This window comes from Roseobacter fucihabitans (assembly GCF_014337925.2).
Taxonomy (GTDB): Bacteria; Pseudomonadota; Alphaproteobacteria; order Rhodobacterales; family Rhodobacteraceae; genus Roseobacter; species Roseobacter fucihabitans.
This window is the reverse complement of sequence record NZ_CP143423.1, coordinates 2,746,407-2,765,860: the sequence shown is the minus strand read 5'-3', so window position 1 is coordinate 2,765,860 and position 19,454 is coordinate 2,746,407. Positions and strand designations below refer to the sequence as shown.

The window sequence follows — 19,454 nt, the reverse complement described above, 5'->3', positions numbered from 1 at the left end:
CGCCGCCAGCCTGTACGTGACACCTTCGACGTAACCCGCCGTCTACGGAGACACAGATGACCTCTTCCAATGCCAGCCAACGCCTTGAAAATAAATGGGATGACGCCCTCGCAAAAGAAATGAACGAGGCGGAGCGGCTGTTGTATCGGTCCAACCTTCTGGGCTCGGATAAGAGAATCACCAACTATGGCGGCGGCAATACGTCGGCCAAAGTAATGGAAGTTGATCCGTTGAGCGGCGTCACGGTTGAGGTGCTTTGGGTGAAAGGGTCTGGTGGGGATGTGGGCTCCATCAAGATGGACGGGTTCTCGACGCTTTACATGGACAAGCTGAAGGCGCTCCGGGGGCTGTATCGCGGGGTGGAATTTGAGGATGAAATGGTTGGCTACCTGCCGCATTGCACCTTCAACCTGAACCCGCGTGCGGCAAGCATCGACACGCCCCTGCATGCCTATGTCCCCGCCAAACATGTGGATCACATGCACCCTGATGCGATCATCGCGATTGCGGCGGCCAAGGACAGCAAGGCGCTGACGCAAGAGGTTTTCGGCGACCGCATCGGGTGGTTGCCCTGGAAGAGACCCGGCTTTGAGTTGGGGCTTTGGTTGTCTGATTTTTGCGTCAAGAACCCGGATGCCAAAGGCGTCATTCTGGAAAGCCATGGGTTGTTTACCTGGGCGGATGATGCGCAGGAATGTTACGCATTGACGCTTGAGGTGATCCAGACTGCTATGGATTGGTTTGCGCAAAAAACGGACGGCACAGCGGCGTTTGGCGGCCCGGTTCACCAGAGCCTTGCCCCGCAGGCGCGCCGCAGCGCCGCAGCGCGGCTGATGCCCGCCATTCGCGGCATGGTGTCGGGCCAGCAGCATATGGTCGGGCATTTTAGCGACAGTGATGCGGTTCTGGAATTCGTCAATGCCAGGGATATGAAGCGGTTGGCCGCCCTTGGCACGTCGTGCCCGGATCATTTTTTGCGCACGAAGATTTGCCCGCTGGTGGTCGATTTTGATCCCGAAAAGTCCAATATCGAAGCGACCCTGGCGGGGTTGGCCGATGCGGTGACGACCTACCGGGCGGGCTACACGGCCTATTACGAGCGGTGCAGGCGGGATGACAGCCCCGCCATGCGTGATCCGAATGCGGTTGTCTATCTTGTCCCCGGTGTGGGCATGATCACCTTTGCCAAGGATAAGGCCACGGCGCGAATTTCCGGTGAATTCTATGTGAATGCGATCAACGTGATGCGCGGGGCGGATGCGGTGTCGGAGTATCAGGGCCTACCCGAGCAAGAGGCGTTTGATATCGAATATTGGTTGCTCGAGGAGGCCAAATTGCAGCGGATGCCCGCGCCAAAATCCATGGCAGGACGGGTGGCAATGGTGACGGGCGGTGCTGGCGGTATCGGTGCGGCCACGGCTGAGCGGTATCTGCGCGAAGGGGCCTGCGTCATGCTGGCCGATATCGACGCCGCCGCATTGGCCGAAACAGCGCAAAGCCTGACGGCGCGCTTTTCCGCTGACGTCGTGCGCACGGTCAATATGGACGTCACCAGCGAGGAGGCGGTCGCCTCTGCTTATGGTGACATCGCGGTGGCATTCGGCGGTGTTGATATCCTCGTGTCCAACGCGGGCATCGCAAGTTCCGCACCGATTGAGGAGACCACGCTGGATCTGTGGAACAAGAACATGGCGATCCTGTCGACGGGATATTTTCTTGTCAGCCGCGCCGCGTTCGGGCTGTTCAAAGCACAGGACATTGGGGGCGCGATTGTCTTCGTGGCGTCCAAGAACGGGTTGGCAGCTTCGCCCAACGCCTCGGCCTATTGCACAGCGAAAGCCTCCGAAATCCACCTGGCGCGCTGTCTGGCCCTTGAAGGCGCGCCGATGGGCGTGCGCGTGAACGTCGTCAATCCGGATGCGGTGCTGAAGGGTTCCAAGATTTGGCAGGGCGAATGGCTTGATCAGCGTGCCCACACCTATGGTACCGATAAGGACGGGCTGGAGGCGATGTATCGCGACCGTTCCATGCTCAAACGCTCCGTACTGCCCGAGGACATCGCGGAGGCGGCGTATTTCCTGGCCTCCGATCTCTCGGCTAAATCGACCGGTAATATCATTAACGTGGACGCTGGCAACGTCCAGGCGTTCACACGCTAGGGAGAAATCTGATGATCCATTCAGATATTATGACCAAGACCAACGACACCGCTTTGGCCAAACTGCGGGCTGATTACGCAGCACTTGGCGATCATCTGGACCGGCGCGGGATCGATATCACCGTGATCAAATCCAAGGTCGCCACATACGGCGTCGCGGTGCCCAGTTGGGGGGTTGGGACCGGTGGCACCCGCTTTGCCCGCTTCCCCGGCAGCGGGGAGCCACGCGATATCTTTGACAAGATGGACGATTGCGGCGTCATCCATCAACTGACCCGTGCAACACCGTCCGTGTCATTGCACATCCCCTGGGACGCACAGCCTGCCGCGGACCTCAACAGTAAGGCCGAAGAGGTCGGATTGACCTTTGATGCGATGAATTCCAACACGTTTCAGGACCATCCGGGTCAGGCGCATAGTTACAAGTTCGGGTCGCTGTCGCATACGGACGCTGCCACGCGCCGCCAAGCGGTGGATCACAACATCGCCTGCATCGAGCTGGGCCAGCAGATCGGCTCCAAAGCGCTCACGATCTGGGTGGGGGACGGATCGAACTTTCCCGGTCAAACAAATTTCACCCGGCAGTTTGAACGCTACCTTGATGCGGTCAAACAGGTTTATGCTGCCTTGCCGGAGGGGTGGACCATGCTGAGCGAGCATAAGATGTATGAGCCTGCGTTTTATTCCACGGTTGTGCAGGATTGGGGCACCAATCTGTTGATCGCCCAGCAGATGGGGGAGAAAGCCAAATGTCTGGTGGACCTTGGCCATCACGCCCCCAACGTGAACATCGAAATGATCGTTGCGCGGCTGACGCAGTTCGGCAAGCTGGGAGGGTTCCACTTCAATGACAGCAAATATGGCGATGATGACCTCGATACCGGCAGCATCGATCCCTATCGTCTTTTCCTGGTGTTCAATGAATTGGTTGAGGCCGAAAGTGATCCGGATTTTGACCCCATGCATATGCTGGATCAAAGCCATAACGTGACCGACCCGATCGAAAGCCTGATGGTCTCCGCAACCGAAGTGCAGCGCGCCTATGCGCAGGCTTTGCTGGTAGATCGCACATCACTCGCCGGGTTTCAGGATGCCAATGATGCGCTAATGGCGAGCGCGACGCTCAAGCAGGCGTTCCGCACGGATGTCGAGCCGATCCTTGCCATGGCGCGGCTTGAGGGAGGCGGGGCGATTGATCCTGTTGCCGCCTACCGCGCATCGGGGTACCGCGCCAGGGTCGCGTCGCAGCGTCCGGCGGTCAGCGGGGCAGGCGGCGGTATCGTTTAGGCGCGCAGATCGGCACCTTTGCCGCCGAGGAACAGACCCATGGGGCATGGCGTTTGACCGGCGCGCGCAGGATCATGGGGGCAATGCGGGACTGCCTGGCTGTCGGCGGTTGGGGTTTCACGTGCTTGGGCCTTCCACCCCAAAGCCCGGCATGCCCGGATTTGAACGCAAACCTGTCGGCAAAGGCGGCGGCTTGCTCAATCGTGGCGGGGCTGGATCGCAATCCCGTGCTCACCTGCATCCAGATGAAAAACAGACCGATCGCCCAACGAGGGTATAATGCAGGCCCTAGTCATTTGCATCCGGTCGCTTATCCGCAGGCGCTACCGGTTCAAGCGCCTCGCCAGTGCGCGGATTGGCCGGGTCCCGCACCCATTGAAACAACCAGACTTCAGACAATTTACGATCCTCACCTGCAACATGCGCTGTGAGTTCGATCAGATCTGCGTCTTGCCCGTCGATATCGAAAAACAAACGCCAACGCTGCGCGGCATCGTCAATCTTGTGCAAGACCAAGCCCGAAACCCTGCCCGCAGAGGCTGTTACCACAGGTTTCACGATGGCCTCCGGTACCATATTTCCAAGCGCGCCGCCCTCGAAATCGATGACGTATTTTCGCAGATTTGGGTTTTCAACCGGCACGCCGGATGGTCCGCCCACACCCGAGCGCGTGCTAAAGATATAGGCCAATGCGCCCGTCCCATCGGGGGGCAGCGCACCCCAATGCATCTTGTAGCGGTAGGCGCGCGTCTCGCCCGCTTGGGGCGCATCATCGGGCACCCAAAACATCACAATGTTATCGTCTATTTCCAGATCGGCAGGGATCTCGACCAAACGGATGGCGCCGTCACCCCACTCCCCGATACGTTCAATCATGACGGAGGGGCGGTTGTGGTACTGCGCGCCTGCATCCTGGTAGGCTTCATAATCCCGGTCGCGCTGGATCAGACCAAATTGAACCACATCCTCTCCCGAAAAATACGAATTGGAAACGCGATGCGGATTATTCAGAGGCCGCAACAGCACATCGCCCGAGCCGCGGATGATTTGCAAGGCGTCGCTGTCATGGACCTGCGGGCGGTAATCGTCGAACCGGCGCTCTGAGTGTTCGGCAAAGTAGAACATCGACGTCAAAGGCGCGAGGCCAAGCTGGCGGACGGGCGCGCGGAAATAAAGCTCTGCATCGACCTCAATCACCGTGTCCGCACCCGGCGAGATGACAAAGCGATAGGCACCCGTGACGGAGGTGCTATCCATGGCGGCATAGATTTCCAAAGATGTATCCTGCGTCTTGGGCCGCACCACCCAGAAGGCCGTGAAGCGCGGAAATTCTTCCGCGCCCTCCAGCCAGGTGTCAATCGACAGACCCCGCGCCGAGAGCCCATAGCTATTGCCAGACCCCAGAGCGCGGAAGTAGCTGGCGCCCAGAAATGTAACCAGCTCATCGAACTTTGTCGGCGTGTTCAGCGGCGCGTTGACCTTGAGGCCGGCGACGCCTGATAATTCGGCGTGTTGTGGCACGCGCTCAGCGATATCGTTTCGATATTCAAAGTCGTCGGTGTTGAAGATCAATGGCTGTGCCAGCCCATCGACGACTTCAAACACCTGCACGGGGTCCTGAAACAGCCAACCGGGATGAAACGCCTGGAGTTGAAAGGGTAAAACGGCATTTGCCCAGCGGGATCGGGGAGGGCGGAAATAGATGTTGCGATAATCATCATAGCTCAGGTTCTCAAGAAAGTTATCCAATGGCACTGGCGGCGCATCGGGCATTTTGGCGCGCGCGCGCATCCGGTTTTTGAGCCCCTCAAATGAGAAAGGCACCGGCGCGCCTGTCGTTTGCGCCATTGCGTATGTCGCCACCATCGTACTCGCCAGGAGCGTTGCCAGTACACGTCGCCGTCCCATGGGTTTGTCAAACAACATCAGATATTTGGCTCCTTCACCATGCATAACGGCAGCCCTTGGTTCGCATGCGCCCGCGTTTGTGTTTGACGCGGGGGATACATGGCCTTCGTGGTTTTCCTAAGCGCGCAAATAGCCCGTTTTCTGGATCAAATGCACTTCACGTTCCCGATAGAGGTTGATCGGCGGTGTCGTCCATTCAGGCTGAGTGCCAGTTTTCCTTTTACCGCTCAATCCAAATCGGATGTGGCTGGAAAAGTTGGCTAAAAACCGCAGGCAATTCCGGGTGCTCGTCCATTGTTGCAAGAAGCTTGATTTGCTCGGCGGCGAACTCGGCTGGTACGTATTTAGGACGGGCACCTGCCAGCGGTGCGGGGAGGTGGCGCAGAGAGGCCGCAAAGGCGTTGATGCGGCGCGCGCGTTACCCAAAAGCCGGGTATGTCGGTATCGATCTGCGCTGGAGCGCGAAAACCACTTCGATGTGACTTATTATACTCCAGCCGCGCGAAACACCTCCCCGGCCTCCAAACCCGCCGCAGGGAGCGCATCTCCTGTCTTGCACCGATGGCTTTACTGTTGAAACGGATCGCCTGACGCGAAAAGACCGGCGCATGTTTTTCCATCATCGGTTGTGTCATGCCCGGTTGATTGTCTAGGGTTGGGGTGGTGGTGCGAGTCCTGTCAAAGGAAACCGTCCGTTTGTAAGCTGGGGCTGTCTGTCGTGACGAGAACAAGTCTGAATCCGCTCAAAGGCACCATGTCCCGGAAAACCGGTAGTCCCGTTTCTGCGGGTCCTGCAACGTCGGTTTCGGGGCTTCAGGCGGTGGCGAACGCGAGCCAAACCATTCAACCGCTGGCCACGCTCCAGCGCCTTGCTAATACGTCAGCTTCTGCGCGCCAAAGCGCCAATGTCGCGGGCGATGGTGTCCCTCATGATCTGAGATCGGGGATTGAGACCCTCTCGGGGGTCTCTCTTGATGGGGTCAAAGTTCATCGAAACTCGCCACGACCGGCGCAACTCAGGGCGCATGCCTACGCGCAGGGTCGCGACATCCACATCGCGCCGGGCCAGGAACGGCATTTGCCCCATGAGGCCTGGCATGTGGTGCAACAGGCCAAAGGGCGCGTCAGAGCGACGACCTCGGAACAGGGGCAGCCGATCAACGATAATCCCGGCCTTGAACATGAAGCGGACCAGATGGGCGCGCGGGCCTTGAGCCATAAGGCGGCTGCAACACCATCAAACGCCCTGCAACGGGTGCCGCGCCAACGGATGCCGGTGCAACGCGTCTATGCGGGGCTTGACCGTATGGGAAAGGCACGCGTCGATCAGCAGGCGGATGTGGATTACGCTCAAAAAGCGCTGGCCTTTGAGCTTGGCATGGCACCGCTCATCATGACCAATCCTGCCGTCAATATGGCGATTGATGGGATCCTGCTCAACATCAAGAACATCGTTGATGCCTGGGCGGTACATACTTCCCAGGAGCAGGCGGCGGTCTATGAGCATGAATTTGGCTGGCCACCGGGTGACGGATATTACGGCGCTTTCGAGATGACGGCTGAAAATATCACGGCGCTCTTTGCGGATACCAACAAACCTCTGCGCACAAAGCTCAAGCTGATTTACAACGCTGTACGCAACAATGCGCTGTCAAAATGGCTCAAGGTCGCGGCGCTGCAACTTGATAAAAAGGCGCGTGGGAAATCGGGCCAGACTATCAAGGTGCGCAGCGAAGGCGTGTCCGTTGATCGCAGTGGCGATACTGAAAAACGTGTCTCCAGGAGTAAGAATGAGACGGTCACGAAAGGCTTTGCCGAGAGCTCCGGCATCGAGGCGCTGCATAATCCCGCCGAAACAGGCGACCTGATCAATATCGCAAAGGCAAAGAAGGAAAGAACGCGCAAAAGGACAGGGGTCACGCGCAGAAAGCGCGACATGTTTGATCATAAAACGATGAGCAATGTTGTTGGCTGGAAACCCGCAACCCACAAAGCGCATGGGGAACGGTTTCACGACCCGCGTGCGGCGGTGTCTGAGGATAAACAACGCCATCTGACGGTCGGGGATGTGCCCGATCTGACGGATGAGGAAATCGATCTGATGATCAAGCGCCGGGGGTTGGCGGAAAACATCACAAGCGGGTCACGCACGATGTTCCGCCAGGGCGGGACGGCGAATCTGAGTTGGGGGCAGGGTCGTGAGCATTACGACATCAACCTCGATTCCGACAGCGCCAAGGAAGCCGCCCAGATCAAGGCGCGTATGGAGGCAGGCATTTCCGGCTCCACCGATCTGATGATGCATGCCGCAGAACATCTGGGCGTCAAGAATTCCGTTCAGAAGATGTCGTTGCGCCTAGGGCTTGCCGGTTGGATGATTGCCGCGCGCGATCACAGTTTTTACGAAGTCTTCAAAGCGGCGGAGGCTTACGGCGTGCCTTTTCACGTCGATCCGACACGCCCCGGCGCGGAATATGAGCACATGATGAACCTCAGCCCGATGACCCGTGTCAACTTTGCCGGAATCTTGCCGAATGACGGGCCTTTGGTGAATGTATTTCCGGCCGATTATTTCTCAGTTGCCTGGAAAGACCACCTCGAAAACACTGTGCTGAATGCCAATCAGAGTGAAGCGGCAGCCAAGGGGGCGCTGGTTGCGAGCGGGGTCAATAAGCTTTCCCTGAGTGCGATGAACGAGCGCGATACCGTGGCGATGCAGCGCCTTGAGCAGGTCGTGCGGACGCGCCAGATTGATGCAAGTGTTGCGGGCTCCGAGAGGCGGCAAGCCGTGCGCCGGATCAAGGAGGATCCCTCCTATCTTTACCTCGCCAACACCTTTGGTGCCGAGCGCGCACGCCGCACGCTCAGCGATCTTTTGGCCCATCACCACGTGGCGGCTGTCCTGAGCGATCAGGGCGCAAGAGCCCGCTTGCGCGATGCAGGTCTGCCCGATGTGGTGATCGATTTTGCCAAGCCCGAAGAAATCCTCCATCTGGATCGGGTGAGACGGGACATCAGCGCGGTGGCCCCGCCGGCAGCGGGCCCGATCAGCCCGGCTCCCTTCGTTCAGGCGCTTACTGTAACGACACCCGTAACCTCCCTCGATGTCCCTCGCGTAAACATGGTCGTTGCGGCGTTGATCCGCCATTACCACCCCAACGCACCAGAAGCGCCGCTATCCTCGATCGCTGCGGATAAAATGAACCGCATCCGGGAGGTGGAGCAGATTATCAATATGGAGACCACGACCGGAACGTGGTACTCTTGGGGGCCGCCGGGGAGCCATGACATTCATGCCGCTGCACCGTCCCTGCGCGAAGCGACGGCAATCAGTAACACATCGTCGCTGCAGGGGCCGGGCCTTTATGTCGCGAGCTCGATCATTGGGTCCATCACCTATGGCGATTTCACAGGGGCGCGTGTCTTGGTGGTCAACATGACGAATGTGCCAACGATCAACCAGCTTAATAGGGCGCAAAGGGATCGCCTTGACCGTTTGATCGGATATGACAATGGTCCGCTCAAGCAATCAGGGCTTTACGATCACAAGATACGATCGGAATTCCTCATGCGCTATGGCTCGGGCGGTTTTGCCAGATTGTCAACGAACAAGGGTGTCAATATGACGATGGACCTGAAGACAGCACCCCAGGACGTTTTGAAGCAACAATTTCAGAGACTGGACCGCTGGCCCGCAAAGGCCCGCGCGAACTTCATCGAGCAGGCCCGAGAGAGCAAATTGGACATCAGCAAGTGGTAAACCACGAAAGGGACCGGCATGGGTGCGCTTGAAGAGATGATCCTGGATTATTTTGCGCGCGACAACTGGCAGGTCCAGCAGCATGAAACCGAACCCTATATTCGTTTTGAGTACGGCAATGAAGCCGGCAGCTGGGTCTGCCTGATCTGGTACATCGAGGAGGAGTCGCAGATCCTGATCTACTCGATCCTGCCCATTGAGGTGCCCGCCGGGCGCAGGGCCGATGTGTCGGAGTTCCTGACACGGGTGAATTACGGTCAGTCGCGCGGCTGCTTTGAGATGAATTTCGACACGGGTGAAACCCGCTATCGCACATCGGTGAATTTTGGCAAGGGCGACATCAACCCGGTGCCCTTTGTGCCCGCGCTCAAGATCAATCTTCTAAGCTACGGCGATCATTTGAGCGGGCTTGAAGATGTTATTGCGGGCCGCATTGACCCCGCAAGTGCGGCGGAAGTGCATCTTGAGGAGCAGCCCGATTTGGACCTGCGCGATGACGGCTATTGATGGTCTTTCGGGGTTCGCGCGAAGGCCCCCATCTGCCAACGCGCGTGATGTGTCGATGAGGCCTGTTCTGTGGTGTCGTTCACGCCTGCGCGGTTCCCGAAGGGCGACAAACGCAAGATAGCCTCGAGGAGCTAAGCGGCAGTGAAAGCCTCCGGCGGATATTGGTCATATCGGCACACCTCTGCTCCACAGAACACGGAAGATTTCTTGTTCCTGAATCTTACCACCGCAGAAAGCTTGTTCTGAGAGCTCTGTCCCTAAGGAAGCGTAGGCGATCCAAGCTCGTCAAGAAACCCATTATGGGCGGCTTTAACGGCCAAGTTTTTTTCTTCCAATGCCTTAAGTGCAAGGTTCGTCTGGGCAATGTCTATCTCCTTCTCGGTCTCATCCATGTCAACACGCCAGAGTAGCGGTCTTCTTCTCTACGGAACTGATATGTTTCGACTATGTCGCGGATGTGCTTGGGGCCAGCTGGTTTTGACGCTTGCCCTTTTTGAAGTGGTCAGGTCCAGTGGCATTAATGAATAAGATGTCGTCGAATTTCTTGCACTTCTTTAGCACGAGGATACAGACGGGGATGCCTGTCGAGAAAAACAGGTTCGCGGGCAAACCAATGACGGTGTCGACATGGCCATCTTTCAGTAGCTTGGTTCTAATCCTCTCCTCGGCCCCGCGTCTGAACAACACACCATGCGGAAGGATGATTGCCATCGTGCTCTCGTCTTTCAGGTAGTGAAAGCCATGAAGCAAAAACGCGAAATCGGCGGCAGACTTGGGGGCTAGGCCATGGTTTTTGAACCGGGCATCTTCTCCAAGGGCCTCGGAGGGGTCCCAGCGATAGCTGAAAGGCGGGTTCGCAACCACCGCATCGAAACGCGGCATCTTGGCTGGATTTGGCTCCCTCAGCATGTCCCAGTCGTTCGTCAAGATGTCGCCGTGAAAAATCTTGAACTCGGTGTCTTTAACCCCTGCAAGAGCATGTTCATCCGGGCCAAGTTGTAGGTAGTGATGTTGCGTTCTTGGCCGTAAATCTTACCGATAGCCCCAAACATCCACGCCGACGTTGACGGCGTTGCGGCTACCCATCCACTGATCGTGCACATGGCCGAACAAGTGTAGCGCGCCTTTCCGGGCGCGGTGCCGCGTGATCATTGGGCAATGGCAGAGGACCGAATGGGGGCTTTTGGCATCCGCCACCTCAGCCAGATGTGTTGCGCTGGTTCAAGGCAGTTGCTGGGTCGCCTCGCCATCGTGGTTGCCGATTACGAGGTGTTTTTCCGCGCCCGGCAGTTTTGCGAACAGAGCTTCATCAACCAGTTTCAATCCTTCGCCTTTGGCCCGAAAGCAAAGTCGCCGACGATCCAGAGCGAGTCCTTCGGGCCGACCTTCGCACCCAAGTTTTTCATTAGAACAGCATCCATCTGCGCCGCCGATGTGAACGGCTGGTTGCAATGCTTGATGATGTTGTCGTGACCGAAGTGCGTGTCGACCGTGTACCAGACGGTCATGGCTTAGTCTCCGGCCTCATGCGCTCATGGATGACTTCACTGTGGCCATCAGGCCATTCACGGCATGTTTTCTCCTCATCTCTGTGGATAATCGGAACGCCTTCGGCAAAGGATTCGGCGATCACCTTTGCGCAAGCCTCGGCCAGTATGGCGTCGAGCTCATCAATTGTGATTTCCTCAAGTGGTTTGGTTTGTTGCATAGCATCAACTTTCGCTGGCTTGCGCCTGAGACAGCAGGCGGTCGATTTCCGCCCGCGCATTCTCAGTGCGTTCACGGTAGCTTTTATACCAGACTTTTAGACCGGCATAGACGCTGGCCGCCAGCAGGAAGACGTAGATTTGATACCACCGGCGGTGAAGGCTTTGTCACCGAGACCGATTGTCTCTGTGATCAACACTCAAGGGATCAGTCCCGGCAGCGCAAGACTGGCCATCGCGAGGAGATATCTTGAAAACAGTCCCAAACCCCTCAAAGAAATTGCCTCTCTGTCCGGCTTTGCGACCGAACAAAAGATGCGCCGGAGTTTCCTCAAGCTGCTTGGCACGCTACCAACTGCGTACCGAGAACGCTTTGGCGTAAGGTGCACGGTAAGAACGTGATCATTGGCCTCCCCAAACCCAGTTGTTCACGCGGCTCACGATACCGGATCCGTTGGGGGGCCTGACCGTGATCACAAACTGGGGGGCGCAGCTTTGAAAAGGGCAGGCATTCCCAACGCATGTAAAACGCAACGCTGTTGCGCGAAAAGGAGCGAGACAGAGCTGTTTTTTAGAGTATCGTGCCGTCTCTGCGGAGTTTTCTGCACTATGCCTTTGACACGGAACATGCTCTTTGGCACCTATCCCAAATGCTTGCTTTCCCGTTCTATTGACCATTCGATCAGTTCCGACCAAAGGGTCTCAGCAAGCTTTTCGTCCAAACCGATGTGCGCAGCTTTCGATGTGACGTTTTGCAGAACTTCCGCGACGCGCTCGACGATCCTGGCAGGCAAACCTTCGATCCGCTTTAGATCAATGGCACGATCGATATACTGGCTGCGGGTCGCCAGAAGGTCCAGTAACATCGTGTCGATGAGATCGATTTGACGTCTTAGGTCGGCCATTGATGCGCAGTCTTTAGGCGGCATAAGGTCTGTCATTGTGAAGTCCTAATTGTTGAAAGTGATTTGTTGATTTTTTACGCAATCAGCACAAGAGTTGTTTGAGCAAATTGATCGCGCGCGCCGAGCAGCATGTTGACTGGGTGACAATGATGATAGGTGGCGTCACAACAGATACCGATTGCGTATGGATCACCAGGGCACATTTCAACATGTTTGGCGCATGACCGGCCATTGCGGTACCGATCGGACCGGATCAGCATTGCCTGCTCGTTGCTGTGCAGCGCGGTCTTTTTACACGGCCGGGGCCTTTCGGGGGTTCCCGAGCAATCGAGACCGTTGTCGGCGCGCTTTGGAAGCGCCAGACCAGCGCGGCCCTAGCCCTCGTCAAATACCTTACGCGCTGCCCTGAAACACTCCAGCCCCTGCGGAACTCCGCAATAAATCGCGATAACATGGATGATCGCGCGGATTTCCTCTTTGGTCACGCCGTTGTTAATTGCCCCGCGACAATGCAGTTCCCATTCCTGCATCTTGCCCAAAGCGCCGATCATCGACAGGTTCATCATGGAACGTGTTTTGGCGTCGATCACATCATCGCCCCAGCCAAATCCCCAGCACCAGGCCGTCATGGCTTCCTGAAACGGGCGGGTGAAATCATCGGCGGCGGCGAGGTTCTTTTCGACATACTCTCGACCCAGGGTCGCCTTGCGGTGTCCCAGCCCTTTGAGGAACAAATCCTCGTCAAACGTATCCATGGTTTTGCTATCCTTCGCGGGTAAAATCGCTTGCGACGCGGCATATTCATCGACGATCACGATATTGGCCTGGCACGCACCGTTGCGTTTTTCGCGCGCATGTCGATATTCCGGTGAATTGTAACAGGCCAATGCCTGCGCCTTGCTGTCAAAGGCAATTACCACATGGCGCTGCCATTCTTCGCCCTCAAGTGTCTCGGCGGACCCCCCTCTTACGAGGAATTTTGCACCGTGTTTCGCAAAGGCTTCAGGGGCGTGTTGCTGATATCCCGCGTAGGCTTGCGCGTCTGTCACGGTCACGAAAGCGATCCAGTAGGCTTTAGGCATCGCGCGCACCACCCTCTGGGGTTGCTGCAAGAAATCTCTGCGCCGTCGTTGCTGCATCATCGATATGGGCATGCACCGCTTGGCGGGCGGCCACGGGGTTTGTGCTCAGGATCGCGCGATGAATTTCAGTCATATGGCTGATGCCCGGGCGCGCTCTGTCCTTTGCTGCCAGGGTAAGCGCGCGAAGCCTGCTGATCCGGCCATTCAGGCGCTGCACGATCTCCCAGGCCACCGTGTGATCCGCCTGCGCAAAGATCAGTTCGTAGAATTGGGTCGTGGCCTGTAGAAGGTTGCTCCAGGTCGTATCGCCAAGCCGCGCCTGTATTTCGCGGAGCGCCGAGGTCAAGTTATTGGCAAATTCAGCATCATGGCTCAACGCACAGGTTGCTGCCGCAGATCCCTCCAACTGGCGCCGGATTTCGTAAATCTGCCTTGCTAGTTGCCAATCCATTTTGGCCACGATTGGTCCGCGATTTGGGATAATATCGACAAGCCCCTCTGCTTCCAGAAACCGAATGGTTTCACGGATCACCGTGCGGCTGACACCAAGCTGTTCGCAAAGCGGCCGTTCGACCAGCCGTTCTCCCGGTGCAAAATGGCCCTCGATAATGGCCGTTCGCATCCGGTCCTGAACCATGTCGCGTAGTGTTTGCGGGGCCCTGTCAATCTTGGCAAGGGTATTTTTCTCTATATTCATGGCCGATTACCTATCAGAGGCGCAGTCTTAGAACAAGTGTATTGACATATTGTATGATGGTATACCACATTACATCATCCGAACTATCATAGGATTCTATTGTGCCTGCTGAAATTAGAAAAACGCTCCTGCATGTTGAAAACACCCTGATCGAGGGCGGCAAGGCTGCGGCGAAACCGCTCCAGCTGATCGCGGCGATGGCCGTGATCAAAAACCCTTGGGCTCATCAGGGTTTTGTTGAGGACCTCTCCCTCGCGATCCGCGATTGCGCGCCGGGCCTGGGTGAATTGCTCACGAAAATGGTGCTGGATGCGGCAGGCGGGGGCGATAGGGTCGAAGCCTATGGCAAATCCGCGATCGTCGGTCTGAACGGTGAAGTGGAGCACGCCTCCGCGCTCATTCATACGCTTCATTTCGGCAACCATTACCGCAACGCGGTCGGTGCGAAATCATATCTGTCATTTTGCAATACGCGTGGACCTGCAAATGCGCCGCTGATGATCCCGTTGATGGACAAGCACGATGGGGGCAAACGCTCGCACTATCTCACCATCCAGACTTCAGTGGCGGATGCCCCCGCATCAGATGAAATCCTGATTGGGCTTGGTGCCTCAATTGGCGGGCGCCCGCATCACCGCATCGGCGACCGTTATCAGGACCTCAAGGAGTTGGGTCATGACGTTGACAACCCTGCCGCTGTCTGACTCCGGCCAAAAGATCACATTTCGCGCGCATGGCGCGGGCGCGCCCTTGGTGTTGATCCACGGCGTCGGCATGCAATCGGCGGCCTGGACCCCGCAGATCGATCATTTTGCAGATCGCTACCACGTCATTGCCCTGGATTTGCCGGGGCACGGTGGCAGCGATCCTTTGGCCGCCGACAGCCAACTGCCGGATTACATTGATTGGTGTAAAGCGGCGATTGAGGCAGTGGGGCTTGGCGCGGTAAATCTGATCGGGCATTCCATGGGGGCGTTGATCGCAGGCGGGGTCGCCGCGATGTATCCCGCACTTGTTTTACGCGTGGCCTTGCTGAACGGCGTGTTCCGGCGTGATGAGGCTGCAAAAGCTGCTGTAAATGCGCGCGCAGCAGAGATCCGCGAGGGTAAAATGGACCTCGCAACCCCGCTTGCCCGCTGGTTTGATGCGGAACAGACATGTGAACGCGCACGGGTGGCATCATGGCTGCGCGCGGTTGATCAGGGCGGTTATGCCACGGCCTACACCGCCTTCGCACAGGGCGATGCGACCTATGCGGACCGTTACGGCGATATCACATGCCCGTTCCTGGCCATGACCGGCGATGGTGATCCGAATTCAACCCCTGCAATGGCACGGGCGATGACTGATAGCGTGCCAGGCGGACAGGCGATTACGCTCAAAGGGCATCGCCATATGATCAATCTTACAGCGGCTGAGCAAGTGAACACTCACCTTGAGGCGTGGCTGGACAGATCCCCGCAAGCAAAGGAAATCCGATGACGCCGATTGACCCACGTGCGCTGCGCAATGCGTTTGGCACCTTCATGACAGGTGTGACCGTTGTAACGGCACTCGATGGGGAGGGGGCGCCCGTGGGGTTCACCGCCAATTCCTTTACCTCCGTGTCGCTTGATCCGCCATTGATCCTTGTTTGTCTGGCGAATACGTCGCAAAATTATGCCACGCTGGTGAACGCGCCCGGCTTTGCGGTGAACATTCTGTCGCAAACCCAGATCGACATTTCGAATAGGTTCGCGCGACCGGTCGAGGATCGTTTCGCTTCCGTTGACTGGCGCAGGGGGCCGCAGGGCTCGCCCATTCTGGAGGGCGTATCGGCATGGTTTGATTGCGCGATGCACCGGACCATTGAAGCCGGCGATCATGTTATCCTGATTGGTAAAGTCGTGGCGTTTGACCAGACCGCGAGTCCGGGTCTTGGCTATGCGCGCGGCGCTTATGTGACACCGGCCCTTGCCGCTGATGCACTCAGCCATTCGACGGGTCTGATTGTCTCGACCCTTATCGAGCGGGACGGTCACGTTCTGTTGGTGGACGATGGCCAGGGGGGGATGGCGCTGCCGGAAATGCGGGTGGACGGCGAGGGGGCCTCTGCTGCGGCGAAAAAGCTCATTGCGTCGACGGGATTGCAGGCAAAGCCCGGCTTTATCTACTCGGTCTTTGAAGATCTGCGCCAAAAGCGCCAGCATATCTCGTTTCTGTGCCAGACAGCTGCGGGCGAGCCGAAACGCGGTGCCTTTGTTCCTCTGACCCCTTCATGCCTGGACGATGTTTCCAATCCCGCGACGCTTACGATGCTCGACCGTTTTGCGCAGGAAACGAAACTTGGCAACTACGGTATCTATTACGGCGATCAGACCAGCGGAGAAGTCCGCCCGATGAAGGAAGGACGCTAGCACATGCGGTTCTCACTATTTGTCCACATGGAACGGATCTCGCAGGAGCAGGATCAAAAGCAGCTTTATGATGAATTCATCGCCTTGGCGAAAATCGCCGATGAAAATGGGATGCATGCGGTCTGGACCGGCGAGCACCACGGTATGAATTTCACCATTGCGCCAAACCCGTTTTTGAACCTCATCGACCTGGCCCGCCAAACCAAGAATGTGCGATTGGGCACCGGCACGCTGATCGCCCCCTTCTGGCATCCGATCCGCCTGGCCGGAGAGGCGGCGATGACCGATATGATTGTTGACGGGCGTCTTGAGTTGGGCATTGCGCGCGGCGCCTATAGTTATGAATACGAGCGCATGGTGCCAAGCATGGACGCTTGGGATGCAGGGCAGCGGATGCGCGAGTTGATCCCAGCGGTAAAGCGCCTTTGGCAGGGGGATTACGCGCAAGAGGGCGTCTATCATTCCTTCCCCGCCACCACGTCGTCACCCAAGCCCATGCAGGAAAACGGCCCCCCCATCTGGGTGGCCGCGCGTGATGCCAACAGCCATGAATTTGCCGTGTCCCAGGGCTGCCACGTGCAAGTGACGCCGCTGTGGCAGGGTGACGCTGAAATCACCAAGCTGATGGACACATTCAACGCCGCCTGCGCAAAGTTTCCTGGCACGCCACGGCCCGAGATCATGCTCTTGAACCATACCTATATTGCTGCTGATGCCGATGACGCACAGCAGGCCGCAGAGGAGATCAACCGGTTTTATTGCTATTTCGGCGCATGGTTCAAGAATGAGCGCGCTGTGTCACAGGGCCTCATTGAGCGGTTGTCCGACGCAGACATCGCCAACCATCCGTTCTATTCAGCCGAGGCGATGTTGCGTGACAATGTCATCGCGACGCCAATAGACGCGATCGCGCGGATCAAAACATACGAAGACATGGGATATGATGAATACGCTTTCTGGATTGACAGCGGGATGAGTTTCGAGCGCAAAAAGGCGTCGCTGAAGCGGTTTATCAAAGACGTGATGCCGGCGTTTGAGTAGGAGAGTGGTGGAATAATGCAGAAATTTCAGCAGTATATTGACGGGGCATTCACCGATGGCGCGGCGCAATTTGAAAGCCGCGATCCGGCGACTGGACGGACATGGGCGATAATGCCCGAGGCCCGTGCAGATGATGTCAACGCCGCCGTTGAGGCCGCAGCGGCTGCTTTCATGTCCCAGGAATGGTCAGGCATGACGGCATCGGCACGGGGCAAGCTGCTGTTCCGTCTGGCCGATCTGATTGCCCAGAACGCACAGTCCCTGGCCGAACTCGAGACGCGCGATACCGGTAAGATTATCCGCGAAACCTCTGCTCAGATTGCCTATGTGGCCGAATATTATCGTTATTACGCGGGCCTGGCGGATAAGATCGAAGGTGCCCATTTGCCGATCGACAAGCCCGATATGGAAGTTTGGTTGCGGCGTGAACCGGTGGGTGTTGTGGCGGCCATCGTGCCGTGGAATTCGCAATTGTTCCTGTCGGCGGTCAAGATCGGCCCCGCCCTTGCTGCCGGTTGCACAATCGTGCTCAAGGCCTCCGAAGAAGGCCCGGCACCTCTGCTGGAATTTGCGCGGATCTTTGATCAGGCGGGCTTTCCCAAAGGCGTGCTGAACGTAATCACGGGCTTTGGGGCGGATTGTGGGACCATCCTGACGACACATCCGAAAATTGATCATATCGCCTTTACCGGCGGGCCGGAAACCGCACGGCACATCGTTCGGAATTCGGCTGAAAACCTCGCGTCGACCTCATTGGAACTGGGCGGGAAGTCTCCGTTTATCGTGTTTGACGATGCTGATGTGGGAAGTGCGGTGAACGCGCAGATTTCCGGCATCTTTGCCGCAACCGGTCAAAGCTGTGTGGCGGGCTCGCGCCTGATTGTCGCCAACACGATCAAAGACCGGTTTCTGGACCGTTTGAAAGAAAAAGCCGAGGCCATCGTCATCGGCGCGCCGGATGATATGACAACAGAGGTGGGACCTCTGTGCACCAGGGGCCAGTTGGACACAGCGATCTCGCTTATCGCCGCCTCTGTCGATCAGGGCGCGGTTGTCATCACTGGCGGGCACCCGTTGGAGTGTGAGGGAAACTACTTCCCACCGACGATTATCGACTGCACGGATGCGCCGGATGCGCCTTGCCTGCGCCATGAGTTCTTTGGCCCCGTTTTGTCGGTTCTGGGCTTTGACACAGAAGCACAAGCGCTCGAAATCGCCAATGATACGCCATTCGGGCTCGCCTCGGGGGTGTTTACCAAAGACCTCGCACGCGCGCACCGTATGATCCGCGGCCTTGATGCAGGCATCGTGTGGGTGAACACGTACCGCGCGGTCAGCCCAATCGCCCCCTTTGGAGGGAGCGGCCTGAGTGGACAGGGTCGCGAAGGCGGTTTGCAGGCCGCCCTTGATTACACAAAGGTCAAATCGGTTTGGCTGCGCACCAGCGATGATCCGATTCCAGATCCGTTTGTGATGCGCTAAAGCGGTACAACGTCCAACATGCCGAGCGCTGACTTCACGCGCAAAGCGAAGTTTCTTCCGGGGTGCACGTTGGCTTTTAGGGTCATGAGGGGGGGGGGCGCAGTTTCAACGAAGCTGCCGAAAAACTTGGATATACCCTGCGTCTTCACCACCCCGGATCACCAGAAGAAAAAATCTTCAGGTGGCATGAAGCCGCCGATATCAATTGGTCCATGTCCCAGACATCATGCGCGTAGCGTAACGCCCAGAAACTTAGATATAAATCCTTTCCCGCTCGGTAAACCGAATGGTGCTCAGCGAGATTTTTGGAGGGGCAGGGTAACTGGGGCAACGGCTCTTGAATGTCCGATTTCTTGATTCGAATCATGGGATATGTTAGAAACAGTTACGAAATCGGGGCGTTTTGCTCCAAAATACTTTTATTAATTGACCGTTAAATCTTTTTCCCCTTTCGGCTTCATATTTTTCGAAGCCTAAACTTCACACAATGCGATCCGAACAGAAGCTTAGTCTGATATCTCGGTC

The 19,454-nt window shown here is 57.2% G+C and carries 16 protein-coding genes and 2 pseudogenes; 10 read left to right on the top strand and 8 right to left on the bottom strand.

Features of this window, described 5'->3' with window-relative positions:
- The first annotated feature begins 56 nt into the window (after positions 1-56).
- Both ROLI_RS13505 and rhaI read left to right on the top strand, forming a co-directional pair.
- Positions 57-2,159: a bifunctional rhamnulose-1-phosphate aldolase/short-chain dehydrogenase gene (locus ROLI_RS13505; RefSeq protein WP_187430350.1), complete on the top strand. Its 2,103-nt coding sequence runs from the start codon at positions 57-59 to the stop codon at positions 2,157-2,159.
- Positions 2,160-2,170: 11 nt separating this feature from the next.
- Positions 2,171-3,445: an L-rhamnose catabolism isomerase gene (gene rhaI / locus ROLI_RS13500; RefSeq protein WP_187430349.1), complete on the top strand. Its 1,275-nt coding sequence runs from the start codon at positions 2,171-2,173 to the stop codon at positions 3,443-3,445.
- A gap of 288 nt (positions 3,446-3,733) precedes the next feature.
- Here rhaI and ROLI_RS13495 read toward each other — a convergent pair whose 3' ends face one another.
- The gene (locus ROLI_RS13495) at positions 3,734-5,371 is read right to left on the bottom strand and encodes a glucan biosynthesis protein (RefSeq protein WP_187430360.1); all 1,638 of its coding nucleotides are present in this window, start codon (positions 5,369-5,371) and stop codon (positions 3,734-3,736) included.
- A gap of 736 nt (positions 5,372-6,107) precedes the next feature.
- On the opposite strand from ROLI_RS13495, the gene ROLI_RS13490 reads away from it, so the two are divergent.
- Both ROLI_RS13490 and ROLI_RS13485 read left to right on the top strand, forming a co-directional pair.
- Positions 6,108-9,113 (top strand): DUF4157 domain-containing protein, encoded by a 3,006-nt coding sequence (locus ROLI_RS13490; protein ID WP_187430347.1) that lies wholly within the window; start codon positions 6,108-6,110, stop codon positions 9,111-9,113.
- An 18-nt stretch (positions 9,114-9,131) separates the two neighbouring features.
- Positions 9,132-9,620 (top strand): YbjN domain-containing protein, encoded by a 489-nt coding sequence (locus ROLI_RS13485; protein WP_187430346.1) that lies wholly within the window; start codon positions 9,132-9,134, stop codon positions 9,618-9,620.
- 444 nt (positions 9,621-10,064) lie between these two features.
- Here the strand turns inward: ROLI_RS13485 and ROLI_RS13480 are convergent.
- From ROLI_RS13480 to ROLI_RS13470, 3 genes and pseudogenes are all read right to left on the bottom strand, one after another.
- Positions 10,065-10,594, bottom strand: a pseudogene (locus tag ROLI_RS13480) (class I SAM-dependent DNA methyltransferase); the annotation flags it as partial.
- A gap of 345 nt (positions 10,595-10,939) precedes the next feature.
- A complete protein-coding gene (locus tag ROLI_RS13475) occupies positions 10,940-11,128 on the bottom strand; it encodes a hypothetical protein (RefSeq protein ID WP_262386522.1) in 189 nt (62 codons plus the stop codon).
- On the bottom strand, positions 11,125-11,328 hold the full coding sequence (locus tag ROLI_RS13470; protein ID WP_187430345.1) for a hypothetical protein: 204 nt from the start codon (positions 11,326-11,328) through the stop codon (positions 11,125-11,127). Before ROLI_RS13470 ends, ROLI_RS13475 begins: the two co-directional genes overlap by 4 nt.
- A gap of 154 nt (positions 11,329-11,482) precedes the next feature.
- Between ROLI_RS13470 and ROLI_RS23825 the strand changes: the two genes are divergently transcribed.
- Positions 11,483-11,728, top strand: a complete 246-nt coding sequence (locus tag ROLI_RS23825; RefSeq protein WP_350340418.1) for a helix-turn-helix domain-containing protein — start codon at positions 11,483-11,485, stop codon at positions 11,726-11,728.
- A 239-nt stretch (positions 11,729-11,967) separates the two neighbouring features.
- Here the strand turns inward: ROLI_RS23825 and ROLI_RS13465 are convergent, their stop codons facing one another.
- From ROLI_RS13465 to ROLI_RS13450, 4 genes and pseudogenes are all read right to left on the bottom strand, one after another.
- Entirely contained in the window at positions 11,968-12,267 is a 300-nt protein-coding gene (locus tag ROLI_RS13465) for a chorismate mutase (protein WP_187430343.1), read from the bottom strand.
- Between the two features lie 338 nt (positions 12,268-12,605).
- Positions 12,606-12,986, bottom strand: coding sequence for a carboxymuconolactone decarboxylase family protein (locus tag ROLI_RS13460; RefSeq protein WP_187430359.1), 381 nt, complete (start codon positions 12,984-12,986; stop codon positions 12,606-12,608).
- A gap of 57 nt (positions 12,987-13,043) precedes the next feature.
- Positions 13,044-13,313, bottom strand: a pseudogene (locus ROLI_RS13455) (DUF1330 domain-containing protein); the annotation flags it as partial.
- Complete coding sequence (locus ROLI_RS13450; RefSeq protein WP_187430342.1) at positions 13,306-14,010, bottom strand: GntR family transcriptional regulator; 705 nt, start codon at positions 14,008-14,010, stop codon at positions 13,306-13,308. The pseudogene ROLI_RS13455 and the gene ROLI_RS13450, both read right to left, overlap by 8 nt.
- 101 nt (positions 14,011-14,111) lie before the next feature.
- Between ROLI_RS13450 and ROLI_RS13445 the strand changes: the two genes are divergently transcribed.
- From ROLI_RS13445 to ROLI_RS13425, 5 genes are read left to right on the top strand one after another with little or no spacing between them, the layout of a single operon-like run.
- The gene (locus tag ROLI_RS13445; RefSeq protein WP_187430341.1) at positions 14,112-14,714 is read left to right on the top strand and encodes an amino acid synthesis family protein; all 603 of its coding nucleotides are present in this window, start codon (positions 14,112-14,114) and stop codon (positions 14,712-14,714) included.
- Positions 14,686-15,492 (top strand): alpha/beta fold hydrolase, encoded by an 807-nt coding sequence (locus ROLI_RS13440; protein ID WP_187430340.1) that lies wholly within the window; start codon positions 14,686-14,688, stop codon positions 15,490-15,492. Before ROLI_RS13445 ends, ROLI_RS13440 begins: the two co-directional genes overlap by 29 nt.
- Positions 15,489-16,406, top strand: a complete 918-nt coding sequence (locus ROLI_RS13435; RefSeq protein WP_187430339.1) for a flavin reductase — start codon at positions 15,489-15,491, stop codon at positions 16,404-16,406. Before ROLI_RS13440 ends, ROLI_RS13435 begins: the two co-directional genes overlap by 4 nt.
- 3 nt (positions 16,407-16,409) lie before the next feature.
- On the top strand, positions 16,410-17,447 hold the full coding sequence (locus ROLI_RS13430; protein ID WP_187430338.1) for an LLM class flavin-dependent oxidoreductase: 1,038 nt from the start codon (positions 16,410-16,412) through the stop codon (positions 17,445-17,447).
- Between the two features lie 15 nt (positions 17,448-17,462).
- Positions 17,463-18,929, top strand: a complete 1,467-nt coding sequence (locus tag ROLI_RS13425) for an aldehyde dehydrogenase (RefSeq protein ID WP_187430337.1) — start codon at positions 17,463-17,465, stop codon at positions 18,927-18,929.
- Positions 18,930-19,454: the final 525 nt, after the last annotated feature.